This is a genomic window from Aquimarina megaterium XH134 (assembly GCF_000520975.1).
Lineage (GTDB): Bacteria > Bacteroidota > Bacteroidia > Flavobacteriales > Flavobacteriaceae > Aquimarina > Aquimarina megaterium.
In genome coordinates, this window is record NZ_JACB01000031.1 from 1 (window position 1) to 24,964 (window position 24,964).

General features: G+C 32.2%; 25 protein-coding genes and 5 tRNA genes. 26 read left to right on the top strand and 4 right to left on the bottom strand.

Going from position 1 to position 24,964, the window contains the following annotated elements:
- On the top strand, positions 1-292 hold a 292-nt coding region (locus tag Z053_RS28710; RefSeq protein WP_035096290.1), incomplete at its 5' end, for a type IX secretion system membrane protein PorP/SprF.
- 60 nt (positions 293-352) lie between these two features.
- Here Z053_RS28710 and Z053_RS0115460 read toward each other — a convergent pair.
- The 3 genes from Z053_RS0115460 to Z053_RS0115470 all read right to left on the bottom strand — a co-directional run bounded on the left by Z053_RS0115460 (position 353) and on the right by Z053_RS0115470 (position 4,586).
- A complete protein-coding gene (locus Z053_RS0115460) occupies positions 353-997 on the bottom strand; it encodes a response regulator transcription factor (protein WP_025665910.1) in 645 nt (214 codons plus the stop codon).
- A gap of 88 nt (positions 998-1,085) precedes the next feature.
- Positions 1,086-3,236: a tetratricopeptide repeat-containing sensor histidine kinase gene (locus Z053_RS0115465; RefSeq protein WP_025665911.1), complete on the bottom strand. Its 2,151-nt coding sequence runs from the start codon at positions 3,234-3,236 to the stop codon at positions 1,086-1,088.
- A gap of 69 nt (positions 3,237-3,305) precedes the next feature.
- Positions 3,306-4,586 carry an exo-beta-N-acetylmuramidase NamZ family protein gene (locus Z053_RS0115470; RefSeq protein ID WP_025665912.1) on the bottom strand — a complete coding sequence of 427 codons (1,281 nt, stop codon included), beginning with the start codon at positions 4,584-4,586 and terminating at the stop codon, positions 3,306-3,308.
- A gap of 8 nt (positions 4,587-4,594) precedes the next feature.
- On the opposite strand from Z053_RS0115470, the gene Z053_RS0115475 reads away from it, so the two are divergent.
- From Z053_RS0115475 to Z053_RS0115485, 3 genes are all read left to right on the top strand, one after another.
- Positions 4,595-5,836 (top strand): ABC transporter permease, encoded by a 1,242-nt coding sequence (locus tag Z053_RS0115475; protein ID WP_025665913.1) that lies wholly within the window; start codon positions 4,595-4,597, stop codon positions 5,834-5,836.
- Positions 5,837-5,927: 91 nt separating this feature from the next.
- Complete coding sequence (locus tag Z053_RS0115480; protein ID WP_025665914.1) at positions 5,928-7,289, top strand: pyridoxal-phosphate dependent enzyme; 1,362 nt, start codon at positions 5,928-5,930, stop codon at positions 7,287-7,289.
- A 147-nt stretch (positions 7,290-7,436) separates the two neighbouring features.
- Positions 7,437-8,417, top strand: a complete 981-nt coding sequence (locus Z053_RS0115485; protein WP_025665915.1) for a helix-turn-helix domain-containing protein — start codon at positions 7,437-7,439, stop codon at positions 8,415-8,417.
- Between the two features lie 375 nt (positions 8,418-8,792).
- On the opposite strand, the gene Z053_RS0115490 is transcribed toward Z053_RS0115485, so the two are convergent.
- A complete protein-coding gene (locus Z053_RS0115490) occupies positions 8,793-9,647 on the bottom strand; it encodes a peroxiredoxin family protein (protein WP_025665916.1) in 855 nt (284 codons plus the stop codon).
- Positions 9,648-9,842: 195 nt separating this feature from the next.
- On the opposite strand from Z053_RS0115490, the gene Z053_RS0115495 reads away from it, so the two are divergent.
- From Z053_RS0115495 to rplL, 22 genes are all read left to right on the top strand, one after another.
- Entirely contained in the window at positions 9,843-11,123 is a 1,281-nt protein-coding gene (locus tag Z053_RS0115495) for a DUF2851 family protein (RefSeq protein ID WP_025665917.1), read from the top strand.
- A 29-nt stretch (positions 11,124-11,152) separates the two neighbouring features.
- Positions 11,153-11,374 (top strand): PspC family transcriptional regulator, encoded by a 222-nt coding sequence (locus tag Z053_RS31955; protein WP_024768898.1) that lies wholly within the window; start codon positions 11,153-11,155, stop codon positions 11,372-11,374.
- Positions 11,371-12,387, top strand: a complete 1,017-nt coding sequence (locus Z053_RS0115505) for a potassium channel family protein (protein ID WP_025665918.1) — start codon at positions 11,371-11,373, stop codon at positions 12,385-12,387. The genes Z053_RS31955 and Z053_RS0115505 overlap by 4 nt, the downstream gene beginning before the upstream one ends.
- Before the next feature lie 99 nt (positions 12,388-12,486).
- Positions 12,487-14,088: an alanine/glycine:cation symporter family protein gene (locus tag Z053_RS0115510; protein WP_025665919.1), complete on the top strand. Its 1,602-nt coding sequence runs from the start codon at positions 12,487-12,489 to the stop codon at positions 14,086-14,088.
- A 14-nt stretch (positions 14,089-14,102) separates the two neighbouring features.
- Entirely contained in the window at positions 14,103-14,981 is an 879-nt protein-coding gene (locus Z053_RS0115515) for a ComEA family DNA-binding protein (RefSeq protein ID WP_025665920.1), read from the top strand.
- Between the two features lie 147 nt (positions 14,982-15,128).
- Positions 15,129-16,295 carry an acyl-CoA dehydrogenase family protein gene (locus Z053_RS0115520; RefSeq protein ID WP_025665921.1) on the top strand — a complete coding sequence of 389 codons (1,167 nt, stop codon included), beginning with the start codon at positions 15,129-15,131 and terminating at the stop codon, positions 16,293-16,295.
- 241 nt (positions 16,296-16,536) lie between these two features.
- Positions 16,537-17,916 (top strand): alpha-amylase, encoded by a 1,380-nt coding sequence (locus tag Z053_RS0115525; protein ID WP_025665922.1) that lies wholly within the window; start codon positions 16,537-16,539, stop codon positions 17,914-17,916.
- Positions 17,917-18,004: 88 nt separating this feature from the next.
- Entirely contained in the window at positions 18,005-18,199 is a 195-nt protein-coding gene (gene rpsU, locus Z053_RS0115530) for a 30S ribosomal protein S21 (protein WP_024768892.1), read from the top strand.
- Positions 18,200-18,323: 124 nt separating this feature from the next.
- A complete protein-coding gene (locus tag Z053_RS0115535; protein WP_025665923.1) occupies positions 18,324-19,214 on the top strand; it encodes a tyrosine-type recombinase/integrase in 891 nt (296 codons plus the stop codon).
- 68 nt (positions 19,215-19,282) lie between these two features.
- Entirely contained in the window at positions 19,283-19,585 is a 303-nt protein-coding gene (gene hpf, locus Z053_RS0115540) for a ribosome hibernation-promoting factor, HPF/YfiA family (protein WP_025665924.1), read from the top strand.
- A 101-nt stretch (positions 19,586-19,686) separates the two neighbouring features.
- A tRNA-Thr gene (locus tag Z053_RS0115545) sits at positions 19,687-19,760 on the top strand.
- Positions 19,761-19,887: 127 nt separating this feature from the next.
- Positions 19,888-19,969, top strand: a tRNA-Tyr gene (locus tag Z053_RS0115550).
- Positions 19,970-20,069: 100 nt separating this feature from the next.
- A tRNA-Gly gene (locus Z053_RS0115555) sits at positions 20,070-20,142 on the top strand.
- A 230-nt stretch (positions 20,143-20,372) separates the two neighbouring features.
- A tRNA-Thr gene (locus Z053_RS0115560) sits at positions 20,373-20,444 on the top strand.
- A 58-nt stretch (positions 20,445-20,502) separates the two neighbouring features.
- Positions 20,503-21,690: an elongation factor Tu gene (gene tuf / locus Z053_RS0115565; RefSeq protein ID WP_025665925.1), complete on the top strand. Its 1,188-nt coding sequence runs from the start codon at positions 20,503-20,505 to the stop codon at positions 21,688-21,690.
- A gap of 58 nt (positions 21,691-21,748) precedes the next feature.
- Positions 21,749-21,821 (top strand) — tRNA-Trp (locus Z053_RS0115570).
- A 103-nt stretch (positions 21,822-21,924) separates the two neighbouring features.
- Positions 21,925-22,122 carry a preprotein translocase subunit SecE gene (gene secE, locus Z053_RS0115575; protein ID WP_025665926.1) on the top strand — a complete coding sequence of 66 codons (198 nt, stop codon included), beginning with the start codon at positions 21,925-21,927 and terminating at the stop codon, positions 22,120-22,122.
- A 9-nt stretch (positions 22,123-22,131) separates the two neighbouring features.
- The gene (nusG, locus tag Z053_RS0115580) at positions 22,132-22,686 is read left to right on the top strand and encodes a transcription termination/antitermination protein NusG (RefSeq protein WP_024768887.1); all 555 of its coding nucleotides are present in this window, start codon (positions 22,132-22,134) and stop codon (positions 22,684-22,686) included.
- Positions 22,687-22,761: 75 nt separating this feature from the next.
- On the top strand, positions 22,762-23,199 hold the full coding sequence (gene rplK / locus Z053_RS0115585; protein WP_024768886.1) for a 50S ribosomal protein L11: 438 nt from the start codon (positions 22,762-22,764) through the stop codon (positions 23,197-23,199).
- A gap of 18 nt (positions 23,200-23,217) precedes the next feature.
- Positions 23,218-23,913, top strand: coding sequence for a 50S ribosomal protein L1 (gene rplA, locus Z053_RS0115590; RefSeq protein WP_025665927.1), 696 nt, complete (start codon positions 23,218-23,220; stop codon positions 23,911-23,913).
- 15 nt (positions 23,914-23,928) lie between these two features.
- A complete protein-coding gene (gene rplJ, locus Z053_RS0115595; protein ID WP_025665928.1) occupies positions 23,929-24,450 on the top strand; it encodes a 50S ribosomal protein L10 in 522 nt (173 codons plus the stop codon).
- A 68-nt stretch (positions 24,451-24,518) separates the two neighbouring features.
- Positions 24,519-24,896: a 50S ribosomal protein L7/L12 gene (gene rplL / locus Z053_RS0115600; protein ID WP_025665929.1), complete on the top strand. Its 378-nt coding sequence runs from the start codon at positions 24,519-24,521 to the stop codon at positions 24,894-24,896.
- The last annotated feature ends 68 nt before the right edge of the window (positions 24,897-24,964 follow it).

Consider the following 24,964-nt stretch of genomic DNA (forward strand, 5'->3'; position numbering starts at 1 on the left):
TGCTTCACGTTTTAAAGAAGTATTAATCACTCCCAGCGTTTTGGTTAAATATGTTTCAGGAGCTCCGATTCAGGTAGATGTTAATACTACAGTGAACTACAAAAACAAAATTGAGATTGGTGCTGGATACAGAACGAGTTCTTCTATTAATTTTCTTGCAGGATTTTATATTTCGAATCACTTACGATTATTATATAATTATAATCAAACCCTTAGGGATACTCCCATTAATAATACACACGGGATTATACTAAGCTACCGTTTGGGTTATGGATTTGGTAATAAGAAATAATTAACCAGATCAAGATTCAATACCTAATTTTAGTATTGATAAGAATAGAATTATACCTTATCAAGGTTTTATGTACTTCATTTTTAAGGCATACTTGGTTAACCCAGCCAGGTTTCTAACATTAAGTTTAGCGATAAGATTTTTTCTATAACTTTCGATAGTATGTTTACTCAAAAACAATTGATCTGCAATTTCTTGTGTAGTATGCTCTTGAGCGATAAGGGTAATAACATCAATTTCTCTTTGGGTAAGTTTAATATCTTCCTTCTTTTTTTTAGCAAACTTATTTTCTAAATAAATATCTTTTATATCTTTTGAGAAATATTTTTCTCCTTTAAGTATTGTTTTTATAGCTTTTAACAGCTCTTCTTTTTCAGCATTTTTTGGCACATACCCATCTACATCATGTTCTATAAGATTATCGATCATATCTGCATCATTATGCATACTAACTACCAGAGTTCTTATACTTTTCTTTCTTTCTTTTATAATTTTGTTTAGAGAAATACCATCTAATTCTGGCATAGAAATATCGGTGATAATAAGATCGATTTTTTCATCAGGATTAATTTCCAGGTATTTTGCAATATGTTTACCATCTTTGGCAGTTAATAAAATATTATATTCTTTTTCTGAGTTAAGAATGCTTAGTAAACCATCCAAAAACATTTTATGGTCATCTGCTATGATTAAATTATATTTCATTGGTTTATTTTTTTGTAATTAGGTTTAAATAAAACTTGCTATGTATAATTCTAATCTTGTTTGTCATCAAGTAGACTAGAATTGATCTTTAATGATTATAGCTCACTTTATTATTAATTGATGTTAATGCAGGAACTTCTATATCTATAATAGTACCTCGATTAATTCTAGAATCGATATGAAAAGTACCTGATACTTTTTTTAATCGATTTTTAATATTCTCAAATCCAAGTCCGGTAGCCTTGTTTTTTGCGTTAAAGCCTATACCATTATCTTCGAATAGTACATTTATAATATTTTCTACTAGATTTAATTGAAGTTCTACAGAAGTAGCTTTGGCATGTTTAATAGTATTAGTTATAAGTTCCTGAATAATTTTAAAAATTTCGATTTGCAACGTTTCATCTAAAAGATCAATTTCTGTTCTTGGGTATGCTACAAAAGAAGTGCTTAGACTAGTTGTACCACCAATATTATTAAAATACTCTTCAAGCACATCACAAAAGTTGTTTTTACTAAATTTTTTAGGTATTAAATTATGCGATAAATTACGTACCTGCTCATAAGTATCATCTAATTGATTGTTAATAGTTGTTATTGTTTTTTTATTTCCATTAAGCACAGTGTTATTTAGTTGTAGCTTTATAGCAGCAAGATTGCCACCGATACTATCGTGTAGCTCTAGCGCAATTCGTTTTCTTTCTTTATCCTGGCCTTTGATAGACGCTTTAATTAGTTTTAACTCTTGCTCTTTAATTAAAGAAGAAATTTTTTGCTCACTTATTTCTTCCTGTTTTTTATTTAATTCACTCTGAGTCTGAAGTTTTTGATAGTATGTAAATAATAAACCAATAACCGGAATAAGAAGAATTAAAAAAGAGTACAAGATACTATTTTTAATACTTTTTTGCCTGGCTAATTTAGATTCTTGGATTTCCTGATCTTTTTTTAGTAATGTAATTTCGTTAAGTTTTTTTTCTGAAGCATTCTGAAAAGATAAAATCTTGTTCTGAGTGTCTTTTTTTTCAATCTCTTGTTGTAATCTGAGATTTTTGATAGCTTCTTCCTGATTTTTTAAATCCAATTCTCGATTCGCATTTTGGACCTGAAGAACTTTTATTTCTTTTTCTTTTTGAAGAGTTTGATACCTTACTTCTAATTCATTAATTTCTTTGTCATTCTCTAAAAATCGAATAGAATCTGAAACCTCATAGAATTTTTCGGCATAAGAAAGCGCTTTCTTATAATCATTTTGAGAAATAGATACCTCTTTTAATCTATAATAAATGCTTTTTTGTTTGTTTAAAAACCCAAGTTCTTTTGACTTCTTTAAAGCTAAAAGAATCATCTTCTCTGCTTCTTTATGTTTTTTTTGATGATTTAGTATAAGGCCTTTTTCTAGATAGCCGATAATTTCTATTTCAGGATATTGGTAAGTAGCTGCAATTTCTAGAGCCTCATCAAACATTATCAAAGCTTGATCCATATCACCTTGCTTTCGATATGTAATTCCTATGTTGTTTGAAATGATCCCAATACAACGGTTTCTTTGAGATTTTTTACACATCTCACGTGCCTTTTTTAGATATAGGATGGTTGTTTCATAATTCTCTAAATAACCATATATATTAGCCATGTTAACATAGCTGCCATAAACTATTTCTGGATGTTCTGTGTATTCTAGGCATTGTTTATAAAGACGTAATGAATTTTCATACTCTTTTGTTGATAGATATGCATTTGCCAGACCAAAAGAATTAATATAGTGAATACGCCTATCATTGTATTTTTGTGAAATGTTAATGCCTTTTAAGTGCCATTTTTTTGATTTTTCTTCAAGGCCTATTTTAGAGTTTAATATTCCTAACATGTTGTATGCAAGGCCGTAAATCTCACTCTTTATAGTATCGTTTTTGAAATGCTTTATTGTCAATATTTTTTTTGCATAGTACAATGATGAATCAATCATAGCTTTCTTTTTAAAATAGGAGGAAAGTACCAGATTTAAATCTGCTTTGAATTGATTACTTTTTAAAGCTCTTGTCTTGATTTGATGATGAGTTTTTTTATACCCCTCTTCTTCTTTGCCCTGAGTGTTAACCAAAAGCTGAATTTCTTTAACTATCTTTTTTTCTTCTTTATGAATAGACGGAATTTTACTCCTGTCTATCTGTGCTCCCAAGATAAAAGGTAGAATAAATATACTATATACAATTGCTTGATGTACAAATTTTAACATAAGCAAATGTATTAATTCCCAGAGTCAATAACATCCCTGAAAATAGGGGTTTTATAGAATTAAATAATGCTATTGATAGATTAGATATTGCGCTCTTTTAATTTTAAATTTTTCGAGATCTTCTGTCCATGTGTTTTTAATTTCTCGAAAAGAAAGACCTTGTTCAATTTGTTGCTGCAATTTTTTTGTTCCTGCGTGAATGGTGAATGATTTGGTATTAAAAAACTTTTCTTTGACTTTGGTATGGTTATAGGCATTAATTAACCACTCTAGGTTTATAGAATCCAATGATTCGTTTTTTCTTAAATCTTTTCCGTAACATACTTCTCCTCTATGTTTAGGATATTTAGAACCAAAATTTGGCCTGGGGATATAAGCATAATCATATTTTTCTATACTCAAGTCAGGAGAACCAAAAATTTGAAACTGTGTTTCGGTACCACGACCTGCATTAATGGTAGTTCCTTCAAAAAAACCAAGACTAGGATATAAATTGATAGCTTTATCATTAGGTAAATTTGGTGATGGTCGTATTGGTAAACTATATGAAGCAGTATGAGTGTAGTTTTTAACAGGAATAATATTGATCTCACAGGTCAAATTTTTTCCCAACCAGCCTTCACCATTGATCATTTTTGCATATTCACCAATAGTCATACCATGAACTAATGGTATTGGGTGTACTCCCAGAAAACTTGAGTGCTCAGATTCTAAGGTTGGACCATCAATATAATGTGCATTTGGATTTGGACGGTCTAGTATCAAGACAGGAATGTTGTTTTCTGCACAGGCTTGCATTACGTAATGTAATGTAGAAATATAGGTATAAAAGCGAACTCCTACATCCTGGATGTCAAAAACAACAATGTCGATATTAGATAAAGCTTCTTTAGATGGTTTTTTGTTTTTTCCATGGAGAGAGAAAATAGGAAGCCCCGTTTTGATATCTTTACTGTCAGCAACTAATTCTCCTGCATCTGCCTTACCTCTAAAACCATGTTCTGGAGCAAATACTTTCTGAATTTTAATATTTCTAGACAATAAAGAATCAACAAGATGTACATAATTTTGACTAGTAATACTATCTTTAAAAATAACAGAAGTTTGGTTTCCTACAATAGCTACTTTCTTATTTTCTAAAATAGGAATATAATCATCAGTAAGATTGGCCCCAACTACTATAGATTCTTGAATTTTTGTAGTATCTTGAGCAATATATGCTGCAGATATTGAGTTTTCAATTTTTACAGAAGAAGGGGGTAAAGTTGTTTTTATTCCACTTACACAAGAAATAAAAATTATGAAAAGGAATAAAAATGTATTTTTGAATGCATTTCTAACAAAAACCATAGTTAAGCTTGAATTTCGAGTATTTTATTGCTAAACGCCTCATCAAAGGTAAGGAACATAAAAGTAGCATTTCGACTCCAATTATAAAAATTGCAATCTTTGCTATTGCCGTTGGTATGATCATGATGCTAATTACAGTTGCTACTGGCGTAGGACTACAACGCAAAATAAGGGAAAAAGTTGCTGCATTTAATGGGCATATATTAATTTCTAGTTTTGATAATAACAGTAGTGTAGAATCTCTTATGCCTATATCTACTGATCAAAACTTCTATCCAGAGTTTTCTGAGGTTGAAGGAATTGTTCATATGCAAGGTGTGGCGACAAAAATGGGACTGATACGCACAGCATCTGATTTTGATGGTGTGGTGGTTAAAGGAGTGGGTAAAGATTATAACTGGGATTCTTTTAAAGAATATCTTGTAGAAGGAAGAATACCCGATTTTACAGGGGAACTTAATGAAGAAATTTTGTTGTCTTCACATATAGCAAATCGTTTAGGGTTTAGTATTGGAGATAAAGTAATTACATATTTCCTAAAAAAGAACACTGCTTCAAACTCAAAAACTTTTATTAGAGCTTTTGAGATTGTAGGGATTTATAATTCAGGATTTTTAGAGTTTGATGAAACCTTCCTTTTTGCAGACATCAGACATGTGATAAAAATGAATAAATGGAAACCAGATGAGATCGGAAATTTTGAAGTTTTTATTGATGATTTTGATCAAATCGATAAAAAAGGACAGGAAATCTATGAAAATATTCCTTCTACCCTAGATAGTCAGACAATTTCATTAAAGTATGCCACAATCTTCGAATGGTTAAAACTATTCGATCTTAATATTATTGGGATTATTGGGATTATTATTTTGGTTGCTGGTATCAATATGATTACTGCTTTATTGGTTTTGATTCTTGAGAGAACCCCTATGATTGGAATTTTGAAAGCCTTAGGAACAAATGATTGGAGTATAAGAAAAGTATTTCTTTATAATGCTGCATATTTGATTTTAATAGGTTTGTTTTGGGGTAACCTTATCGGTATAGGTTTACTTCTTATACAAGAGTATTATGGAGTTGTAGGGCTTAATCCAGAAACGTATTATGTAAGTACTGCCCCAGTGTATATTGATATAGGATATATTGTGTTACTTAATATAGGAACAATGTTATTGTGTTTGTTAATGCTACTTATCCCTTCATATATTATAGCAAAGATATCACCGACAAAGTCAATCCGTTTTCAATAATTTGTTATTCTTTCTTAAAAATTGCCAATCGATAATCTAGGTCGTATCTTTGCCATGTTAAAATACCCTATAGGGTTGTAAATTATATCGAGTGGAATACGCAAAAAACATACTAGAGACTATTGGTAATACACCGTTAGTCCAATTGAATACACTAGTGAAAGATGTAGATGCTTTAGTGTTGGCTAAATATGAAACTTTTAACCCAGGGAATTCTGTAAAGGATCGAATGGCTTTAAAAATGATAGAAGATGCAGAAGCAGATGGTCGATTACAGCCAGGAGGAACTATTATAGAAGGTACATCGGGAAATACAGGAATGGGATTAGCTTTAGTAGCTATCATAAAAGGGTATAAACTGATTTGTGTAATGGCAGATAAGCAGTCTAAGGAAAAAATGGATATCCTTAGAGCCGTAGGAGCAAAGGTAATGGTTTGCCCAACTAATGTAGAACCAGATGATCCAAGGTCGTATTATTCGGTTTCTAAGAGATTAGCAGAAGAAACTCCAAATTCATGGTATGTTAACCAGTATGATAATCCTTCGAATGCACAAGCACACTATGAAAGCACAGGTCCCGAAATCTGGAAACAAACAGACGGTAAAATAACACATTTTATTGTTGGAGTAGGTACTGGAGGTACGATATCTGGCGTAGGAAAATATCTAAAAGAAAAAAATCCAAATGTTAAAATCTGGGGAATAGATACCTATGGTTCTGTTTTTAAGAAATACCATGAAACAGGGATTTTTGATGAAAACGAAATTTATTCTTATATCACAGAAGGTATTGGAGAAGATATCTTACCAAAAAATGTAGATTTTTCGGTTATTGATGGATTTACCAAAGTGACAGATAAAGATGCTGCGGTTTATACTCAAAAACTTGCGAAAGAAGAAGGAATGTTTTTAGGTAATAGTGCTGGAGCGGCTATAAAAGGATTACTTCAATTAAACAAACATTTTACCAAAGATGATGTTGTAGTGATTTTATTTCATGATCATGGCAGTAGATATGTAGGGAAAATGTTTAATGATGATTGGATGCGAGAAAGAGGTTTTCTTGATGAAGAAGTATATACAGCCGATGATTTAGTAAAAAATCATATAGAAAAACCATTGGTTACTGTTAAGACAGAAGAACTGGTATCACATGCTATTGAGCGTATGCGTAAATTTAAGATTTCGCAAATACCAGTAGTTGATAGTGATGGATTTGTTGGTTCTGTAGATGAGAGTGCACTTTTTACTGCTTTTTTAGATGATAAAAATACGGGCAGTACACCAATTAAAGATGTTATGAAAGATTCATTCCCGATTGTAAACGCTAAAACTTCACTTGATGAGATATCTAAGCTTATTAAAAACGGAAGTTCTGCAGTTTTAGTTGAGTTAGAAAACGGAAAACACCACATCATAACAAAGTATGATGTTATTAGCCATATAAAATAAATTCTTATATTTAAATAATAATTCTCCCCCTCTATTAGCTTTTTTTGTAAGCTAATAAAGGGGTTGTTTTTGTGTTTATTTATTTTTTTTAGTTACCAGGAATACATCTACATGGGCTGAATAAGATAAGTGTAAAATGATGGTGGTATGTGTAAATATTTGTTTGATTTTTCTGATATAGACAAACTAAGTGACTATTTTAGATCACAACTAAGTCCAAATAGTTCTACTGATCGAATTTATTTTCCTCCCGAGATTGGAGAAGGGTATTTGTTGTATTATAAAATATCTCCAGAAGTCTTTCTTATTATAAACAATTATAAAGCTAATACAGATATTGAATATATAAGACGACCCATCGATGAAAAAGATATTATACTTCATTTTAGAAAATATGCTTTAGATCATCAATTAGAGGAAGATCAGATTATAAGCCAGTACTCTGATAGTTATACTCCTGGTAATATGAGGTGCATGGATGCTCGACAAGGAGAACAAGTTTTTATTACAAAAGGAGCTGAAGTAAAATCTACCATGATTGTATTAAAAAGTTCATATACCAAACCTTTTTTTTTAAAGAATAACGATATGGCGGAAAAACTTGACAATTATATTCGTTATTCTCACCAACATATTAATAAATTTTATCTTTCTTATAAACAATCAAGTCTTTTTGATCAGATTGTACAACCTGATGTAGATAGGGTAGAGAACTACCTTTATTTTATTGCTAGAGGTGTTCGACTATTAGAAACTTTTTGGAAAGATGTATTAAGATGGGAAACAGAAAGCAACCCTTTTAGTATCAATTGCGGGCAAGTGGGTAATATTTATAAGGTAAGTGATTATCTCAAGAATAATCTTAAAGAACCTTTTGTTGGGGTTGATCGATTAGCAGCGATGGCACATATGAGTCGTACTAATTTTTTTAATATGTTTAAAGAAATTCATAACCAAACTCCTTTAGAGTTTTTTAATAATAAAAGACTAGAGATTTCATACAATATGATTATCGGAGAAGGGTTATCAATACGTGAGGTAATGGATACGCTTAATTATTCTAATTCTTCAAAATTTAAAAAAGCATTTTTTAATAAATTTGATATCTATCCAGATATGAATACATAAAATATGTAAAGCTCAGATGCTGGCTTTCTTGTTTTTTTGGATATGTATAAAAATAAAGATGGTCGCCAAAAATGGCAACCATCAATAACCTAACACAAACTCAACTTAGCTTAGGGTTTTGTAATCTTAATATTTTTAGAATGAATTAATTTTCCCTTTAATTCATAACAAAGTAAAGAAATGAATTTGTGGTTAAGTTTTCCATTAATACATAAAATCTTACCAATAGTACATTTTTGTAAGGAATTAACTTGATTTTAAGAATATTAAGTAGTAATCGTACTATTTAAAAGGAGTTAGTTCTGTGTTTTTTGTGTTTATAACAACTTTAACCTTCTTTTTTTTGGGGGTACTAACTAATGTTAGTATTTTCAACTAAAGACTTTGTTGATCAATAATTTTTAAAAATATTTCTGGTTCTGGTCGTACTCTATAATTATTAGTAAGGTCTGCAAAGATTATTCTTCCTTCTTTATTCGTTATGATTACAGTTGGCATTACAGTATCACTGTTATATCCTAGTATTTGGAAACCCATAGGAAGACCATTTTTTGAAAAAATTTGTAATTGCTTGGCAACTTTATTTCCTTGATCTACCAAATAATTGAAATTTAATCCAAATTTTTTTGCTAGAGATTTGGTATGCCTATGAGGTTGAGGACTAATAAGAACTATATTTATTTTTCTTTTTTCAAGTTCCTTATATTGAGAAGCAATTTCTTTAATTTGTGCCATACATAATGGACACCAGTTTCCTCGGTAGAATAGAAAAATTGATGAGTTTCCTATAAATTTGGAAGTATTTATACTGTTTTTTTCTGGATCCTGTAATTCGAGTTCTGGTAACAGGTCACCTACTTTAATAACCGTGTTTTTTTCTCTATTCTTAAACGTAGAATACCATCTTATGTATAATATCCACCCTAAAAATAAACCAATTCCCGGTAAAGATCCATTTAAATCTTGTTCGATAACACCGCCAAATAATAGACTAATTAAAAAACCAATAGCAATAGGCAGCGTGTATTTTTTTAGATTAGCATCAGTTCGAGCAACGGGTTTTATAAAAATCAAAATGAAGAGTGTCACAATAGAAAGCGAAATAATTAACCTTCCTATATACCTATAAGATACTCCATGATCAATAAGATGTATAACACTGTCAATAGTAAAGTAAAGAGCAATTACTGGGAAAACAGAAATAAAAATAGACTTTAAAATATTAGTCATTTATATATAGATTTAAAAAGTAGTCAATGTTATTTAATAGAACTTACAGGATTTTAATAAATTTTAGTAATTTCATCATCTAAATTTTAGAAAAGCTATTCTTCTTATTTTCTATCCTACCCGAAATATTTAGTAGCTAATACCACCTGTTTGCTTACAGGTAGGTCTGATAATTATAAACAATATATAGAATATATGACTGAGGATTTTTTACAATACCTTTGGAAATATAAAAAATTTGGGTTTGTAGATCTAAGAACAACAAGGCATGAGGAGCTTATACTTCAGCAAATAGGGACACATAATATAGAAAACTCTGGACCTGATTTTTTTGATGCAAGACTTATTATTCAAGGGCAAAAATGGGCAGGAAATGTTGAGGTGCATGTCAGATCAAGTGACTGGTATGTTCATAACCATGAGAATGACCCTGCATATGATAATGTGATTCTTCATGTAGTTTGGGAAGATGATGTAGAAGTATACAGAAAAGATAACTCGATTATACCGACATTACAACTTAGGGAATACATAAGAGAAGAGCTATTAGTTCGCTATAAAAAACTCTTTGATAAAAATGCTCAACAATGGATTAGTTGTGATAAGCAGCTCCCCGAAGTTTCGCGTTTTATGTTGTCGAATTGGCAAGAAAGACTGTATTTAGAACGACTGGAAAAAAAATCGACTTTAATTTTGAAACTTCTAAAAGACTCTGCAAACAATTGGGAAGCTGTGTTGTTTAAGCTACTGTCCAAAAATTTTGGCTTGAAAACAAATGGGACTTCTTTTTTGAGCTTGGCAAATTCAATAGATTTTGCAGTACTTAGAAAATGTACAAGTCACCTAGAAGAATTAGAGGCTTTGTTTTTTGGTCAGGCAGGCCTCTTAGAGGTTGATATAAAAGGAGAGTACTTCAATACCTTGAAAAATGAATATCAGTTTTTGAAAAATAAGTATAAATTAAGTACCGGTAGAGTAGAGCCATTTCATTTTTTTAGACTACGACCACCTAATTTTCCAACGATACGATTGGCGCAGTTGGCAATGTTATATTTTAAAAACCACCAACTCTTCAGTAAAGTAATTAGCAGTAATAGGATTGAAGATTTTTATGCTCTTTTCGCGGTAGAGACCAGCAAATTTTGGCAAAATCATTATACTTTTGAAAAAGAATCAAAAGCAAGTAAGAAAAGACTAACAAAACCATTTGTAGACTTGCTGTTGATTAATACAATTATCCCTATAAAATTTGTATATGCCAGAAGTGTAGGACAAAATCCCGAAGAAGATATTTTTGAGTTAATTACTAAATTACCTTTTGAAAAAAACAGCATTATTAGCAATTTTATGGACTTAAACGTACCAATTGAAAATGCAATGCATTCTCAAGCTATGATTCAACTCAAAAATACATACTGTGACCAAAAAGCATGTTTAAAATGTGCAATCGGGAATTATTTATTAAATGGTGAATAGAATTTAGGATAATATAATTATTTTGCGATATGCTTTATAATCTAAGACAATTTTTAGAACGTAATGGATTTTATGTTTCCTCTAGGTTAGCCGATAGGTTAGGGATGCGAGCAAAAAATGTGCGTTTGTTCTTTATTTATTTAACTTTTGCCACTGTGGGATTAGGTTTTGTAATATACCTTAATCTGGCATTTTGGCTAAAACTAAAAGATTTGGTTTATACTAAACGAACTTCAGTATTTGACCTATGAAAAAGATTTATAGATGGGGAATTCCAAAAATATTTATTGCATTAATTTTATTAATTATAGTAATTGCTATCGGGGTACTGGGATTTCGGTTTTTTTCTAACTATTCCTGGGTAGATGCCTTATATATGACAGTGATTACTTTGTCTACTGTAGGTTTTGGAGAAGTTCAACCATTAGGTGATAGTGCAAAGTTATTTACTGTATTCCTTATCTCGACTAGTGTAGCCATATTTGCATATTCTGTATCTGTAATAACAGAATATATTGTAAGTAAAAATGATCCTAAAAGACTTCAATATCGAAAAACACAAAAAATGATACATCATATTGAAAATCATATTATTATAATTGGTTATGGCCGTAATGGTAAACAAGCTGCCGCCAAATTGTTAGCATACAATAAACCATTTATTATTATCGAAAAAGACGAAGCAGTAATAGAAAGATATCAAAATGAAAACCTGTTTTTTCTAAAAGGTAATGCCACAGAAGACGAAGTATTAATAGAAGCAGGTATTAAGAGAGCTGCTTGTTTAATATGTACATTGCCAGAAGATGCAGATAACTTGTTTATTGTACTTTCTGCAAGACAAATTAATAAAGGGCTCAAAATAATTAGTAGAGCTTCTCAAGATACTTCTTATAAGAAAATACGATTAGCCGGCGCAGATAATGTTATTATGCCAGATCGTATTGGTGGAGATCACATGGCGTCTTTAGTAGTAGTGCCCGATTTAATAGAGTTTTTGGATAATCTTTCTATTGTAGGTAAAAAATCTATAAACATCGAAGAAATTTCTTTTGAAGACATGTTTGATGATAAAATAGAAAGAACTATTCTTGATATTGATATGAGATCCAGAACGGGATGTACCATTATAGGTTACAAATCACCAGAGGGAGAATATATTGTAAACCCAGAAGCTAATACTTTATTAAAACCAAGTTCTAAGATTGTAGTTTTAGGTCGCCCAGAACAAATTAATCTTTTAAATAAGGAGTTCGATATTTGAGAATTAGAAACATTTAACATCTAAAAAAATTGTAAACAAATGTTTTTTTTACCATCTTGCTCACTTCTTAACAATTAAATTCAATTAATTCACAAAATCATGAAGAGAATTCTTCTTTCACTTTTAGCACTCACCATTCCATTTTTAACATTTGCACAAGAGGTCACAGAAAAAGGACTTGATCAGAAAATAGACGAAGGTTTTAAACCTGTATCCGACTTTTTCTCTGCAGTAATTTTCTTTGAAGTTTTTGAAGGTGCTCCTTTTGTTATCATATTATTAGTATTAAGTGCATTGTTTTTTACTTTATATTTTGGTTTTCCTAACTTCAGGTATTTTGGGAAAGCTATTAATGTAGTACGAGGAAAATATGATGATGTTGAAGGGCATAGCTTAGGAGACCCATCGGCTGCGGTAGATGGTGATATAAGAGATACCATACGGGATGAATCTAAGGAAGGAGAAGTTAGTCATTTTCAAGCATTGGCAACAGCAGTTTCAGGTACTGTGGGTAATGGTAATATTGCGGGGGTAGCCCTGGCAATTGCACTTGGAGGACCAGGAGCTACATTTTGGATGATTATTTGTGGATTATTAGGAATGTCTACCAAGTTTGTAGAATGTACTCTTGGAGTTCAGTATAGAGATGTAGGAGAAGATGGTACTGTGTATGGAGGCCCTATGTACTATTTAAGTAAAGGATTAAAAGAAAGAGGATTTAAAGTTCTAGGAAAAATTGCAGCAGTTATATTTGCTATATTTTGTATAGGAGGATCTTTTGGTGGTGGTAATGCTGCACAATCTAATCAGGCTACTGTTGTTTTAAAAGAGCTTTTAGATCTTCAAAGTACAGGTGCAGGTTTTTGGATTGGAATAATTCTGGCAATTCTTGTTGGGATCATTATTATTGGAGGAATTAAGCGTATCGCTTCTGTAACAGAAAAGGTAGTTCCTTTTATGGCTATCTTATATTTATTAGCTTGTTTATATATAATTTTTGGTAATTTTTCTTTAGTTGATGATGCTATAGGGTTAATTATTAGTGAAGCTTTTAATCCAACAGCTATTGGAGTTGGAAGTATTATAGGAGTTCTTTTAGTAGGTTTTAAGAGAGCTGCATTTTCTAATGAGGCAGGAGCAGGTTCTGCGTCTATTGCACATTCTGCAGTAAAAACTAAATATTCTGCAAGTGAAGGACTTGTTGCTTTACTTGAGCCTTTTATTGATACTGTAGTGATATGTACAATGACCGCATTAGTAATTATTATTTTCAATTTTGGTGGAGCATTTGAGTATGGAGGCGATGGTTCTGGAGCAGTTTTCATTGATGGAGTATCTTATGAAGGTGCAGGAATAACTTCCATGGCCTTTGCAAAATATATACCTTATTCTAATGTGTTTTTAACCATTGCAGTAGTATTATTTGCGGTTTCAACTATGATTTCCTGGTCATACTATGGTTTGCAATCCTGGAAATTCTTATTTGGTAGAGGTAAAGCTGCCGATTTAGTCTATAAACTATTGTTTTTAACTTTTGTAATAATTGGAGCAGCAGCTAGTATGAATTCTATTTGGGCATTCTCTGATGCAATGATTTTTGCAATGGTATTTCCAAATATGATAGGTTTATTTTTCTTATTTCCTGTAGTTAAAAAACAACTTACAAGATACTTTGATGCGATAAAAGCATCAAAAAGTTAAAAAGACTATTCTTTATGAATTATAAAAAGTCCCATTTCGAAATACACTCACGTTTTCGAAATGGGATTTTTCTTTTATCAATTATCCTATTTGTTGTGCTTATAGGATATTATGTTTACCCAAAATCTTCTTCTGAACAGTATAGTTTTGTCGAAATGACCTTTTTTCAGCAGCAAATAGACTCGCTTAAGAGTGTAGCCGAACAACAAAAAAAAGAATATCATTTACAACCTTTTAACCCAAATTTTATCTCAGACCATAAGGGATATATGTTAGGACTTTCTACAAGTGAGCTAGATCGACTTCATGCATACAGAAATGATAATAAATGGATCAATTCTATTGCAGATTTTAAAAAAGTAACTCGGGTTTCTGATTCGGTTCTTTCGGCTATATCTCCTTTATTTAAATTCCCAGAATGGATAAAAAAGAGTAATACCGGGGTGAGCAGGAAATATTCTAAGAAGAAATTTCCAATTAAATCGTATGATCAAAAAAAAGATTTAAACACAGTTTCTGGTAAAGAACTGGAGCAAAGTATTGGCCTGCCTCATTTTATTGCAGAAAGAATAATCAAATATAGGAATAGTATAGGAGGTTTTACTCTAGATATCCAACTTGAGGATGTTTATGGTTTATATGATAATCAGAAAGATAAAATCTTATCCATGTTTACGGTTAAGACACCTAAAAAGATAAAAAAAGTAAATGTAAATACTGCGTCAGTCAATGAATTAGTGGAAATACCATATTTTGATTTTGAAATGGCGTTGGATATTAAAGAATTTATTGAAGATAATGGGAATATATCAAACTTTAACGAATTAGGAAAAATTGAGGGTTTTTCTCTCAAAAAAATAGATAGAATAAAGTTATATTTGACATTGAATTAAGAATCATTAAAAAATTGCTACGAATTTTGATGAATCATTAAAATAATAATTGATTCATAAGCCCATTTTATGGATTTCGGTTTTATTGTATTGAAGAAGCAATCATTATATGTAGTAATATGTTAACAAAAAAACGAAGGTTGTCATATGAATAGTATGTATTTTACAGAAGAACATGAATTATTTAGGCAAAGTCTTAGGGAGTTTCTGAAAAAAGAAGTAACACCACATATAGACAAATGGGAAAAAACTGGAGATATTGATCGGTTTATTTGGGAGAAGTTTGGTGAAATGGGATACTTTGGAATTGCGTATCCAGAAGAATACGGTGGACTAGACCTCGATCTGTTTTATACTGTGATACTTTTAGAAGAACTGCAAAAAATTAATTCTGGTGGTTTTGCTGCTGCTATATGGGCACATGCATATTTGGCGATGACACATTTAAATAAAGAAGGTGATCATAGAATTAAAGAAATGTATTTAAAACCCAGTATATCTGGTGAGAAAATAGGATGCTTAGGTATTACAGAACCTTTTGGAGGTTCTGATGTTGCAGGAATGAGAACTACAGCAGTAAAAGAAGGAGATCATTACGTAATTAACGGATCTAAAACCTTTATTACTAATGGTGTTTATAGTGATTACCTCGTTATAGCTGCAAAAACAAATCCCGAATTAGGAAATAAAGGGATAAGTATCTTTGTTGTTGATAGAGATACTCCAGGGATTTCTGCTACTAAATTAGAAAAACTGGGATGGAAAGCTTCTGATACAGGAGAAATTGCTTTTGATAATGTGAAAATTCCCGCAAATAACTTAATGGGAGAAGAAAACAAAGGATTCTCATATATTATGCAGCATTTTGCTTTAGAAAGGTTGATAATGGGAGTTAATGCACATGCACGAACAGAGTATGCATTAGAATATGTTATACAATATATGTCAGAGCGAGAAGCTTTCGGGAAGACGATTGATAAATTTCAGGCGCTAAGACATACTGTTGCAGATATTGCAAGTGAAGTAGAAATGTGCAAAGAATTTAATTACTCTGTTGCTAAACGACTTAATGATGGGAAATATGTGGTTAAAGAAGCAAGCATGTCGAAGTTGATTTCTACCAAAATTGCTGATGAAGCAATATATAAATGTCTACAACTATTAGGGGGCTATGGATATATGGAAGAGTATCCAATGGCAAGACTATTTAGAGATAGCCGATTAGGTCCAATAGGAGGCGGAACTTCAGAAATATTAAGAGAAGTAATTGCTAAGATTATAATTGATAAAAAAGAATATAAAGCGGCAACGTAAAATAGTATAGATTTTTTAACTAAAATTTTATATACCAAAAACCTCGGGGAGAAACCTCGAGGTTTTTTTTGTTCTATACTTTTTTAGGTTTAAAAAATAGCTACTTATCGTTTTGTACTAGTATAAAACGATAAAATTTAAAGTTTTATCAACACGCAAACGTTTGCGTGAGATTTCAAACGTTTTCGGCTTTTGTAAAATACTTAATTTGATAAAAATTTAACACAAACATTAGTTAATTATGAAAATCAAAACATTTTTTTATGGACTTCTTACTATAACGTTTTTGTTTATTAGTTGTAGTAAAGATGAGGTTTTAGACGAAGCAGCACCTGAGTCCGGGGATTTACAGGAAGAGGTTTCTTCAAAAGCGCTAAAACAAATTGGTTCGGGAGTAATGATGCAAGCTTTTTATTGGGATGTACCTGCGGGCGGTACCTGGTGGAATGTTGTAAAAGGAAAAGTAAACAGTTGGAGCAATGCAGGTATTGATGCTATTTGGTTGCCACCTGTTAGTAAAGCAATGAATGGAGGATTGTCTATGGGATATGACCCCTTTGATTATTATGATTTTGGTGAGTATAACCAAATGGGGAGTACCGAAACCAGATTTGGTTCGCGTTCAGAATTAACCAGTTTAATTACAACTGCACATAATAATAGCCTAAGCGTAATTGCAGATATAGTGATTAATCACAATAGTGGAGGAGATTCTGAAGCTAATATTTTTACTAATTCTAATACATATACAGATTATAACCCTCTATCTGGATTATTTGAAAGAACTCAGTATGATTTTCACCCAAATGATTACCATGCTAATGATTCTGGTGTTTTTGGAGGTTTTGCAGATATATGTCACCACAAAAGTTATGTACAGGATTGGTTGTGGAAAAAATCTAATTCTGTAGCGAAGTATTATAAAAATACTATGAAATTTGATGGTTGGAGATTTGATTACGTAAAAGGATTCGAACCTTGGGTTCCAAAAGAGTTTAGAAATGCAGTAGGAGGATTTGCTGTAGGAGAGTATTGGGATGGAAATGTAAACACCTTAAAATGGTGGACGGATCAGGCGCAGATGTCTGCATTTGATTTTGGATGTTATTACAAAATGAGAGATGCATTTCAAGGAAATAATTTAAATGCACTTAGCGGAGATATGCTATGGAAAAGAAGTCCAACAAGAGCAGTTACTTTTGTGGCTAATCATGATACCGATGAAATTATCAATAACAAAATACTGGCCTATGCGTATATTTTAACTCATGAAGGATATCCTGCAATTTTTTATAGAGATTATGAGGATTGGTTAGATAAAAATAAAATGAATAATCTAATTTGGATTCATAACAATCTTGCAGGAGGAAATACAACAAACCTTTGGACAGATAATGACGAATATATCGCTAGAAGAAATGGAGGAAGTGGTAAAAATGGTTTAGTGGTGTATATTAATAATTCAAATTCATGGCAAGAAAGATGGATCCAGACCAATTGGTCAAACAAGAAAATTAAAGATTATACTGGTCATTCGGGATGGGAACCGACTACTCAGGGAGGTAAATGGGTTAAAATTCAGGCACCACCAAAGGGCTATTCTGTTTGGTCTTTGAAATAATATTAAATATTATTGAAGAAAACTTTGTGGATAATAGTTTTGTATTATCTTTGCACCCTAATTATTTCTAAAGAAAGGAGGTGCCACTATGTTAATTATACCAGTTAAAGACGGAGAAAATATAGATAGAGCGTTAAAACGTTTTAAAAGAAAATTTGATCGAACAGGAACGATGCGTCAGCTTCGTAAACGTCAAGCGTTTTCAAAACCTTCTGTTGAAAGAAGAGCGCAGATTCAAAAAGCGCAATATATTCAGCACTTAAGAGATCAAGAAGAAATTTAAAGGTAAATAACGCTGTCTTTATAATGTTTCTTCTTGTGAAGAAACTAGACTGCCGTTTTTCAGTATAAATTTTAACCGTTAGGATGCTAAAAGTTTTATACTTTTGTTTTCTAACGGTTTTTTTATGTTTATTTCTGAGTTTATAGAGTACTTACTTCACGAAAAAAATTATTCTAAGCATACGGTAACAGCCTATAAAGCAGATTTGCTATCTTTTTTAGAATTCTATCAAACAGAATATGATACTTCTGAGATAGCCAATGCAAACTATGCTCAGATTCGTTCCTGGATTGTGAATCTTGTTAATGATGGTGTTTCTAATCGAACGATTAATAGAAAGGTCTCTTCTCTCAAAACATATTATAAATTTCTGCTTAAGTCAGAACAAATAGATAAGAACCCCCTGGCGAAGCACCAAGCTTTAAAAGCGCCTAAAAAGCTTCAAATACCATTTTCTACGCAAGAAGTAGAAGATGTTTTGAAAGGTTTAAGAGATGATCAGGATTTCGAAAGTGTTAGAGATAGGTTGATTGTAGAACTTTTTTATGCTACAGGAATAAGAAGAATAGAATTGGTGAATCTTAAGTTATCAGATGTAGATATAAATCAGAAGCAAATAAAAGTTTTAGGTAAACGTAATAAGGAAAGGTATTTGCCTCTTCTTTCGTCGGTTTGTGATACATTGAGCCTGTATTTGACTGTGAGATCTGATTTGATTAGGGAGCAAGAACCCTCCTTTTTGCTTTTGACAAAAAAAGGAGTTAAAATCTATGAAACACTTGTATATCGCATTATAAATGGTTATTTTAGTAAGGCATCTTCAAAAGTGAAAAAGAGTCCGCATATTTTAAGACATTCTTTTGCGACACATTTACTAAATGAAGGGGCAAATCTAAATGCTGTAAAAGAATTGCTTGGCCATTCTAGTTTAGCTGCTACTCAGGTATATACTCATCATAGTGTAGCTCAGTTAACAGAAGTGTATAAACAATCTCATCCAAGGAATAAAAAATAAAGATGAGTTGTTAGCTTATCAATCTTTTTGGCTTAAAATTTTGTTCAATCTAATTAAACTAACAACCTATGAAAGTGAACTTGCAGTCCGTAAATTTTAATGTAGATCAAAAGTTGGTGAATTTTACTCAAACTAAATTGGATAAGTTAGAAACTCATTTTAATCGAATAATTCATGCAGATGTATTTTTGAAAGTTATGAATACGAGTAGTAAAGAAAATAAAATTACGGAGATTTTATTGAGTGTGCCGGGAGACGAATTTATGATAAAAAAAATTAACAAATCCTTTGAAGAAGGTGTAGATGAGTGTGTTAGTTCGTTAGAAAGACAACTTAGAAAGCGTAAAGAAAAATTAAATGCACATGTTTGACTATTTTTTTTGAAAAATAGTTTTGTGAAAGAAATAAATTCTATACATTTGCAGTCCGTTAGAAATAGCGGACTTTTTTATGTTCTAAAACATGGTGAAAAGCCGATGTAGCTCAGCTGGCTAGAGCAGCTGATTTGTAATCAGCAGGTCGTGGGTTCGAGTCCCTCCATCGGCTCTAAAAAAGCATTTTTTTTAAATAAAAAATAAAGCTTTTTAAATAGAATTTTGAATTGTAAAATAAATGACTATTTTTGCGCACTCAAAATTCATAAGTTCATTTTAAAATATTGAATTTTTTAATCGGGGAGATACTCAAGCGGCCAACGAGGGCAGACTGTAAATCTGCTGACTATGTCTTCGCAGGTTCGAATCCTGCTCTCCCCACATAATTTTGAAATAAGCATCAACTTAATTTGTCTAGATGTTTTTTTAAAAGAAGTTAAAAATAAAATTCTGTTCTGATATTTTTAATTCAGAACTAAAAGCGGGAGTAGCTCAGTTGGTAGAGCGTCAGCCTTCCAAGCTGAATGTCGCCAGTTCGAACCTGGTCTCCCGCTCTAAGAATTTTCTTTACGTTCAAATAATGTATTTGATTAGTAAAAGAAAACAGGGTGAAAAGCCTGTGTAGAGAGTAGAGCCTGTTTTTTTTGAGGTTTTAGCTCTAAAATAGAGCAAATCTTAATTGTAAATAATTAAGGTTGGATTTTTAACATAAATGTAATGATTGATCGGATTTCTTTCTTATAGTATTGAAAGTGCTCTGATTTGTCATTATACTCATTAAAAAGCCGGTGTAGCTCAGGGGTAGAGCGTTTCCTTGGTAAGGAAGAGGTCACGAGTTCAAATCTCGTCATTGGCTCTAGGTTCAGAATTTTGAATTGAACACTAATATATAACTTAGATTAAATAAATTAATTATGGCAAAGGAAACTTTTGATCGTTCCAAACCGCACTTAAATATTGGTACTATTGGACACGTTGATCACGGTAAAACGACTTTAACTGCTGCGATTACTAAAGTATTAGCAGATGCAGGTCTTTCTGAAGCGAGAGATTTTGATCAAATCGATAATGCTCCAGAAGAAAAAGAAAGAGGTATTACTATTAATACATCTCATGTTGAGTACCAAACTGAGAATCGTCATTATGCGCACGTTGATTGTCCAGGTCACGCCGATTATGTAAAGAACATGGTTACTGGTGCTGCACAAATGGACGGAGCGATCTTAGTAGTTGCTGCTACAGATGGTCCTATGCCACAAACTCGTGAACATATACTTTTAGGTCGCCAGGTAGGTATTCCTAGAATCGTTGTATTCCTTAATAAAGTGGATATGGTTGATGATGAGGAATTATTAGAGCTTGTTGAGATGGAAGTTAGAGATCTTTTATCTTTCTACGAATATGATGGTGATAATGGTCCTGTAATTTCTGGTTCAGCTCTTGGAGCTCTTAATGGTGAGCAAAAATGGGTTGATACAGTTTTAGAATTAATGAAAGCTGTAGATGCTTGGATCGAATTACCTAAGCGTGATGTAGAAAAAGATTTCTTAATGCCGATTGAAGATGTATTTTCTATTACAGGTCGTGGTACTGTTGCTACAGGTCGTATAGAAACAGGTATCGCTAATACTGGAGATCCAGTTGAGATTATTGGTATGGGAGCTGAAAAGCTTACTTCTACTATAACAGGTATCGAGATGTTCCGTCAAATCCTTGATAGAGGTGAGGCAGGAGATAATGCTGGTATCCTATTAAGAGGTATTGAGAAAACTCAGATTTCTCGTGGTATGGTAATCACTAAACCTGGTTCTGTAACTCCACATAAAAAATTCAAAGCTGAGGTGTATATCCTTAAGAAAGAAGAAGGTGGACGTCACACTCCATTCCATAATAACTACCGTCCTCAGTTTTATGTACGTACAACTGATGTAACAGGAAATATTGCTCTTCCTGATGGAGTTGAAATGGTAATGCCTGGAGATAACTTAACAATTACTGTTGAGCTTATTCAGACAATTGCAATGAATGTAGGTCTTCGTTTTGCGATCCGTGAAGGTGGTAGAACAGTAGGTGCCGGTCAGGTAACTGAAATTTTAGACTAATACAAGATAGTATATAAAAGTTAAGGTATTCGTTGATACGAATACCTTGACTTATGTTACGGGTTTAGCTCAGTTGGTAGAGCACTGGTCTCCAAAACCAGGTGTCGGGAGTTCGAGTCTCTCAACCCGTGCAAAGTCAATCAATATTGTATATATACAGTAATAGATTGTTATAATAATGAGTTTTATAACGAAATTAAAATTTGTTTTTGATTCGTTTAAAAAATAAACAAGATGGCTGGACTAGTAAATTACATTGCAGAATCATATAATGAGCTAAAGAATCATGTGACTTGGACCCCTTGGGCAGAAGCACAAAGACTTACTTTGATTGTAATCGTTTTTTCGGTTATTTTTTCCTTAGTTATCTGGGGTATAGATACTGCATTTAGTAATGTGATAGAATATTATTTTACTTTAGTTAAATCTTAAATTTTTAAAATGGCTGAAGTAGATAATACGAAGAAATGGTACGTGGTAAGAGCGGTAAGCGGTCAGGAAAATAAAGTTAAAGACTATATCGAGCGAGAGATTGCTCATATGGGACTTGAAGATTATGTTTCTCAGATTCTTGTACCTACAGAAAAAGTAGTGCAGATTCGTAATGGAAAAAAAATAAATAAAGAAAGAGTGTATTTTCCTGGTTATGTTATGATAGAAGCTAACCTTTCTGGAGAAATACCACATATCATTAAATCTATTAATGGTGTAATAGGTTTTCTTGGTGAAGTAAAAGGAGGAGATCCTGTGCCACTAAGAAAAGCAGAAATTAATAGAATGCTAGGTAAGGTTGATGAACTTGCAGTTAAAACTGATAACGTTGCAATTCCTTACACAGTAGGAGAGACAGTAAAAGTTATCGATGGACCATTTAACGGATTTAATGGTACTGTTGAAAAAGTAAACGAAGAGAAGCGTAAACTCGAGGTAATGGTTAAGATTTTCGGAAGAAAAACGCCATTAGAATTGAGTTATATGCAAGTAGAAAAAATATAATAATTGTTACATTATAGATCCAGAGTTGTTCTTTTGCTTCCACTTATAGAACAATTCTAATTTAAAATTAGAAAAATGGCTAAAGAGATAGGTAAAGTAGTAAAATTACAAGTGCGTGGAGGAGCGGCAAACCCATCCCCACCAGTTGGACCTGCTTTAGGTGCTGCCGGAGTAAATATCATGGAATTCTGTAAGCAATTCAATGGTAGAACACAAGATAAAGCTGGTAAAGTATTACCAGTGGTAATTAATGTGTACACAGACAAGTCTTTTGACTTTGTTATCAAAACTCCACCAGCAGCTGTTCAGATACTGGAAGCAGCAAAACAGAAAAAAGGTTCTGGAGAGCCTAATCGTAAAAAAGTAGCTAGTGTTACTTGGGATCAAGTTCGTACAATCGCAGAAGATAAAATGCAGGATTTAAATGCATTTACTGTAGAATCTGCTATGAAAATGATTGCTGGTACTGCTCGCTCAATGGGTGTAACTGTAAAAGGACAAGCTCCTTTTTAATCCAAAAACGTTTACAAAATGGCAAAAGTAACTAAAAAGCAAAAGGAAGCAAACGCTAAAGTTGATAAAAACAAAGCGTATTCATTAGATGAAGCTTCTGCTTTAGTAAAAGAAATAACAAGCGTAAATTTTGATGCTTCTGTAGATCTTGCTGTTCGTCTGAACGTAGATCCACGTAAAGCAAATCAAATGGTGCGTGGTGTGGTAACTTTACCTCACGGAACAGGAAAAGATGTTAAAGTATTAGCATTAGTAACACCAGATAAAGAAGCCGAAGCAAAAGAAGCAGGTGCTGATTTTGTTGGCCTTGATGAATATCTTGATAAAATCAAAGGCGGATGGACAGATGTTGATGTAATCATCACCATGCCTAGCGTTATGGGTAAATTAGGACCATTAGGTAGAGTATTAGGACCTCGTGGATTAATGCCTAACCCAAAAACTGGAACAGTAACAATGGATGTTTCAAAAGCAGTTTCTGATGTAAAGGCAGGTAAGATTGATTTTAAAGTAGATAAAACTGGTATTGTTCATGCAGCAATAGGTAAATCTTCTTTTGATGCCGAGAAAATAGCAGGAAACGCTAAAGAATTATTAACAACATTGGTAAAGTTGAAGCCACAGACAGCAAAAGGAATATATATTAAATCAATATATATATCTTCTACTATGAGTCCTGGTGTAGAAATTGATACTAAAAACTTTGCTGGGTAATTAAGATAAACGATTATGACAAGAGAAGAAAAATCACTAGTAATTGAAGACTTAACTGCTCAGTTAGCTGATAACACTAATATCTATTTAGCAGATATTTCAGGATTGGATGCAGGAACGACTTCAAATTTACGTAGAGCTTGTTTTAAAGCTAATGTATCATTAAAAGTAGTTAAGAATACACTCCTTGCAAAAGCAATGGAGAACTCAGATAAAGATTTTGGAGAATTACCAACTACATTAAAAGGTAATACTTCCATTATGTTTGCTGAAACCGGAAATGCACCAGCAAAGGTGATTAAGGAGTTTCGTAAGAAATCTGAAAAACCTTTGTTAAAAGGAGCATTTATAGAAGAGGCAGTATATGTAGGTGACGAAAACTTAGACGCTTTAGTTAATATTAAGTCTAAGGAAGAAGTTATCGGAGACATTATTGGTCTATTACAATCACCAGCTAAGAATGTTATTTCAGCATTAAAATCAAGTGGTGGTACTATAGCCGGTATTCTTAAAACGTTATCCGAAAAAGAAGGATAATTAATAGTAGTGTACGCACTTTTTAACAATTATATTTCAATTAAAAAAATTATTTAAAACGATAGAAAATGGCAGATTTAAAAGATTTCGCAGAACAATTAGTTAACTTAACAGTAAAAGAAGTTAATGAGTTAGCTGATATATTAAAAGAAGAATATGGTATCGAACCTGCTGCTGCTGCAGTAGCTGTAGCTGCTGGCGGTGGTGCTGGTGGAGGAGATGCTGCTGAAGAAAAAACAGAATTTGATGTAATCCTTAAGGCTGCAGGTGGTGCTAAACTAGCTGTTGTAAAACTTGTAAAAGAACTTACAGGTCTTGGTCTTAAAGATGCTAAAGGATTAGTTGATGAAGCTCCTAAAGCAATCAAAGAAGGAATATCTAAAGATGAAGCAGAAGCTCTTAAAGCACAATTAGAAGAGGCTGGAGCTGAGGTTGAGCTTAAATAAGCTTACCATATATTGACATATAGGTTTAGACCCATCATGCAATGATGCCTGATGAGGTCTAAACCATT

Coding starts and splice junctions, on each gene's coding strand:
- Z053_RS0115505 (WP_025665918.1), top strand. CDS start 11,371: ATGAAAAAGATTTATAGATGGGGAATTCCAAAAATATTTATTGCATTA.
- nusG (WP_024768887.1), top strand. CDS start 22,132: ATGGCTGAAGTAGATAATACGAAGAAATGGTACGTGGTAAGAGCGGTA.
- Z053_RS0115525 (WP_025665922.1), top strand. CDS start 16,537: ATGAAAATCAAAACATTTTTTTATGGACTTCTTACTATAACGTTTTTG.
- Z053_RS0115520 (WP_025665921.1), top strand. CDS start 15,129: ATGAATAGTATGTATTTTACAGAAGAACATGAATTATTTAGGCAAAGT.
- Z053_RS0115490 (WP_025665916.1), bottom strand. CDS start 9,647: ATGACTAATATTTTAAAGTCTATTTTTATTTCTGTTTTCCCAGTAATT.
- Z053_RS0115515 (WP_025665920.1), top strand. CDS start 14,103: ATGAATTATAAAAAGTCCCATTTCGAAATACACTCACGTTTTCGAAAT.
- secE (WP_025665926.1), top strand. CDS start 21,925: ATGGCTGGACTAGTAAATTACATTGCAGAATCATATAATGAGCTAAAG.
- rpsU (WP_024768892.1), top strand. CDS start 18,005: ATGTTAATTATACCAGTTAAAGACGGAGAAAATATAGATAGAGCGTTA.
- Z053_RS0115485 (WP_025665915.1), top strand. CDS start 7,437: ATGTGTAAATATTTGTTTGATTTTTCTGATATAGACAAACTAAGTGAC.
- Z053_RS0115535 (WP_025665923.1), top strand. CDS start 18,324: ATGTTTATTTCTGAGTTTATAGAGTACTTACTTCACGAAAAAAATTAT.
- Z053_RS0115470 (WP_025665912.1), bottom strand. CDS start 4,586: ATGGTTTTTGTTAGAAATGCATTCAAAAATACATTTTTATTCCTTTTC.
- Z053_RS0115465 (WP_025665911.1), bottom strand. CDS start 3,236: ATGTTAAAATTTGTACATCAAGCAATTGTATATAGTATATTTATTCTA.
- Z053_RS0115510 (WP_025665919.1), top strand. CDS start 12,487: ATGAAGAGAATTCTTCTTTCACTTTTAGCACTCACCATTCCATTTTTA.
- rplK (WP_024768886.1), top strand. CDS start 22,762: ATGGCTAAAGAGATAGGTAAAGTAGTAAAATTACAAGTGCGTGGAGGA.
- rplJ (WP_025665928.1), top strand. CDS start 23,929: ATGACAAGAGAAGAAAAATCACTAGTAATTGAAGACTTAACTGCTCAG.
- rplL (WP_025665929.1), top strand. CDS start 24,519: ATGGCAGATTTAAAAGATTTCGCAGAACAATTAGTTAACTTAACAGTA.
- tuf (WP_025665925.1), top strand. CDS start 20,503: ATGGCAAAGGAAACTTTTGATCGTTCCAAACCGCACTTAAATATTGGT.
- Z053_RS0115495 (WP_025665917.1), top strand. CDS start 9,843: ATGACTGAGGATTTTTTACAATACCTTTGGAAATATAAAAAATTTGGG.
- hpf (WP_025665924.1), top strand. CDS start 19,283: ATGAAAGTGAACTTGCAGTCCGTAAATTTTAATGTAGATCAAAAGTTG.
- Z053_RS31955 (WP_024768898.1), top strand. CDS start 11,153: ATGCTTTATAATCTAAGACAATTTTTAGAACGTAATGGATTTTATGTT.
- rplA (WP_025665927.1), top strand. CDS start 23,218: ATGGCAAAAGTAACTAAAAAGCAAAAGGAAGCAAACGCTAAAGTTGAT.
- Z053_RS0115460 (WP_025665910.1), bottom strand. CDS start 997: ATGAAATATAATTTAATCATAGCAGATGACCATAAAATGTTTTTGGAT.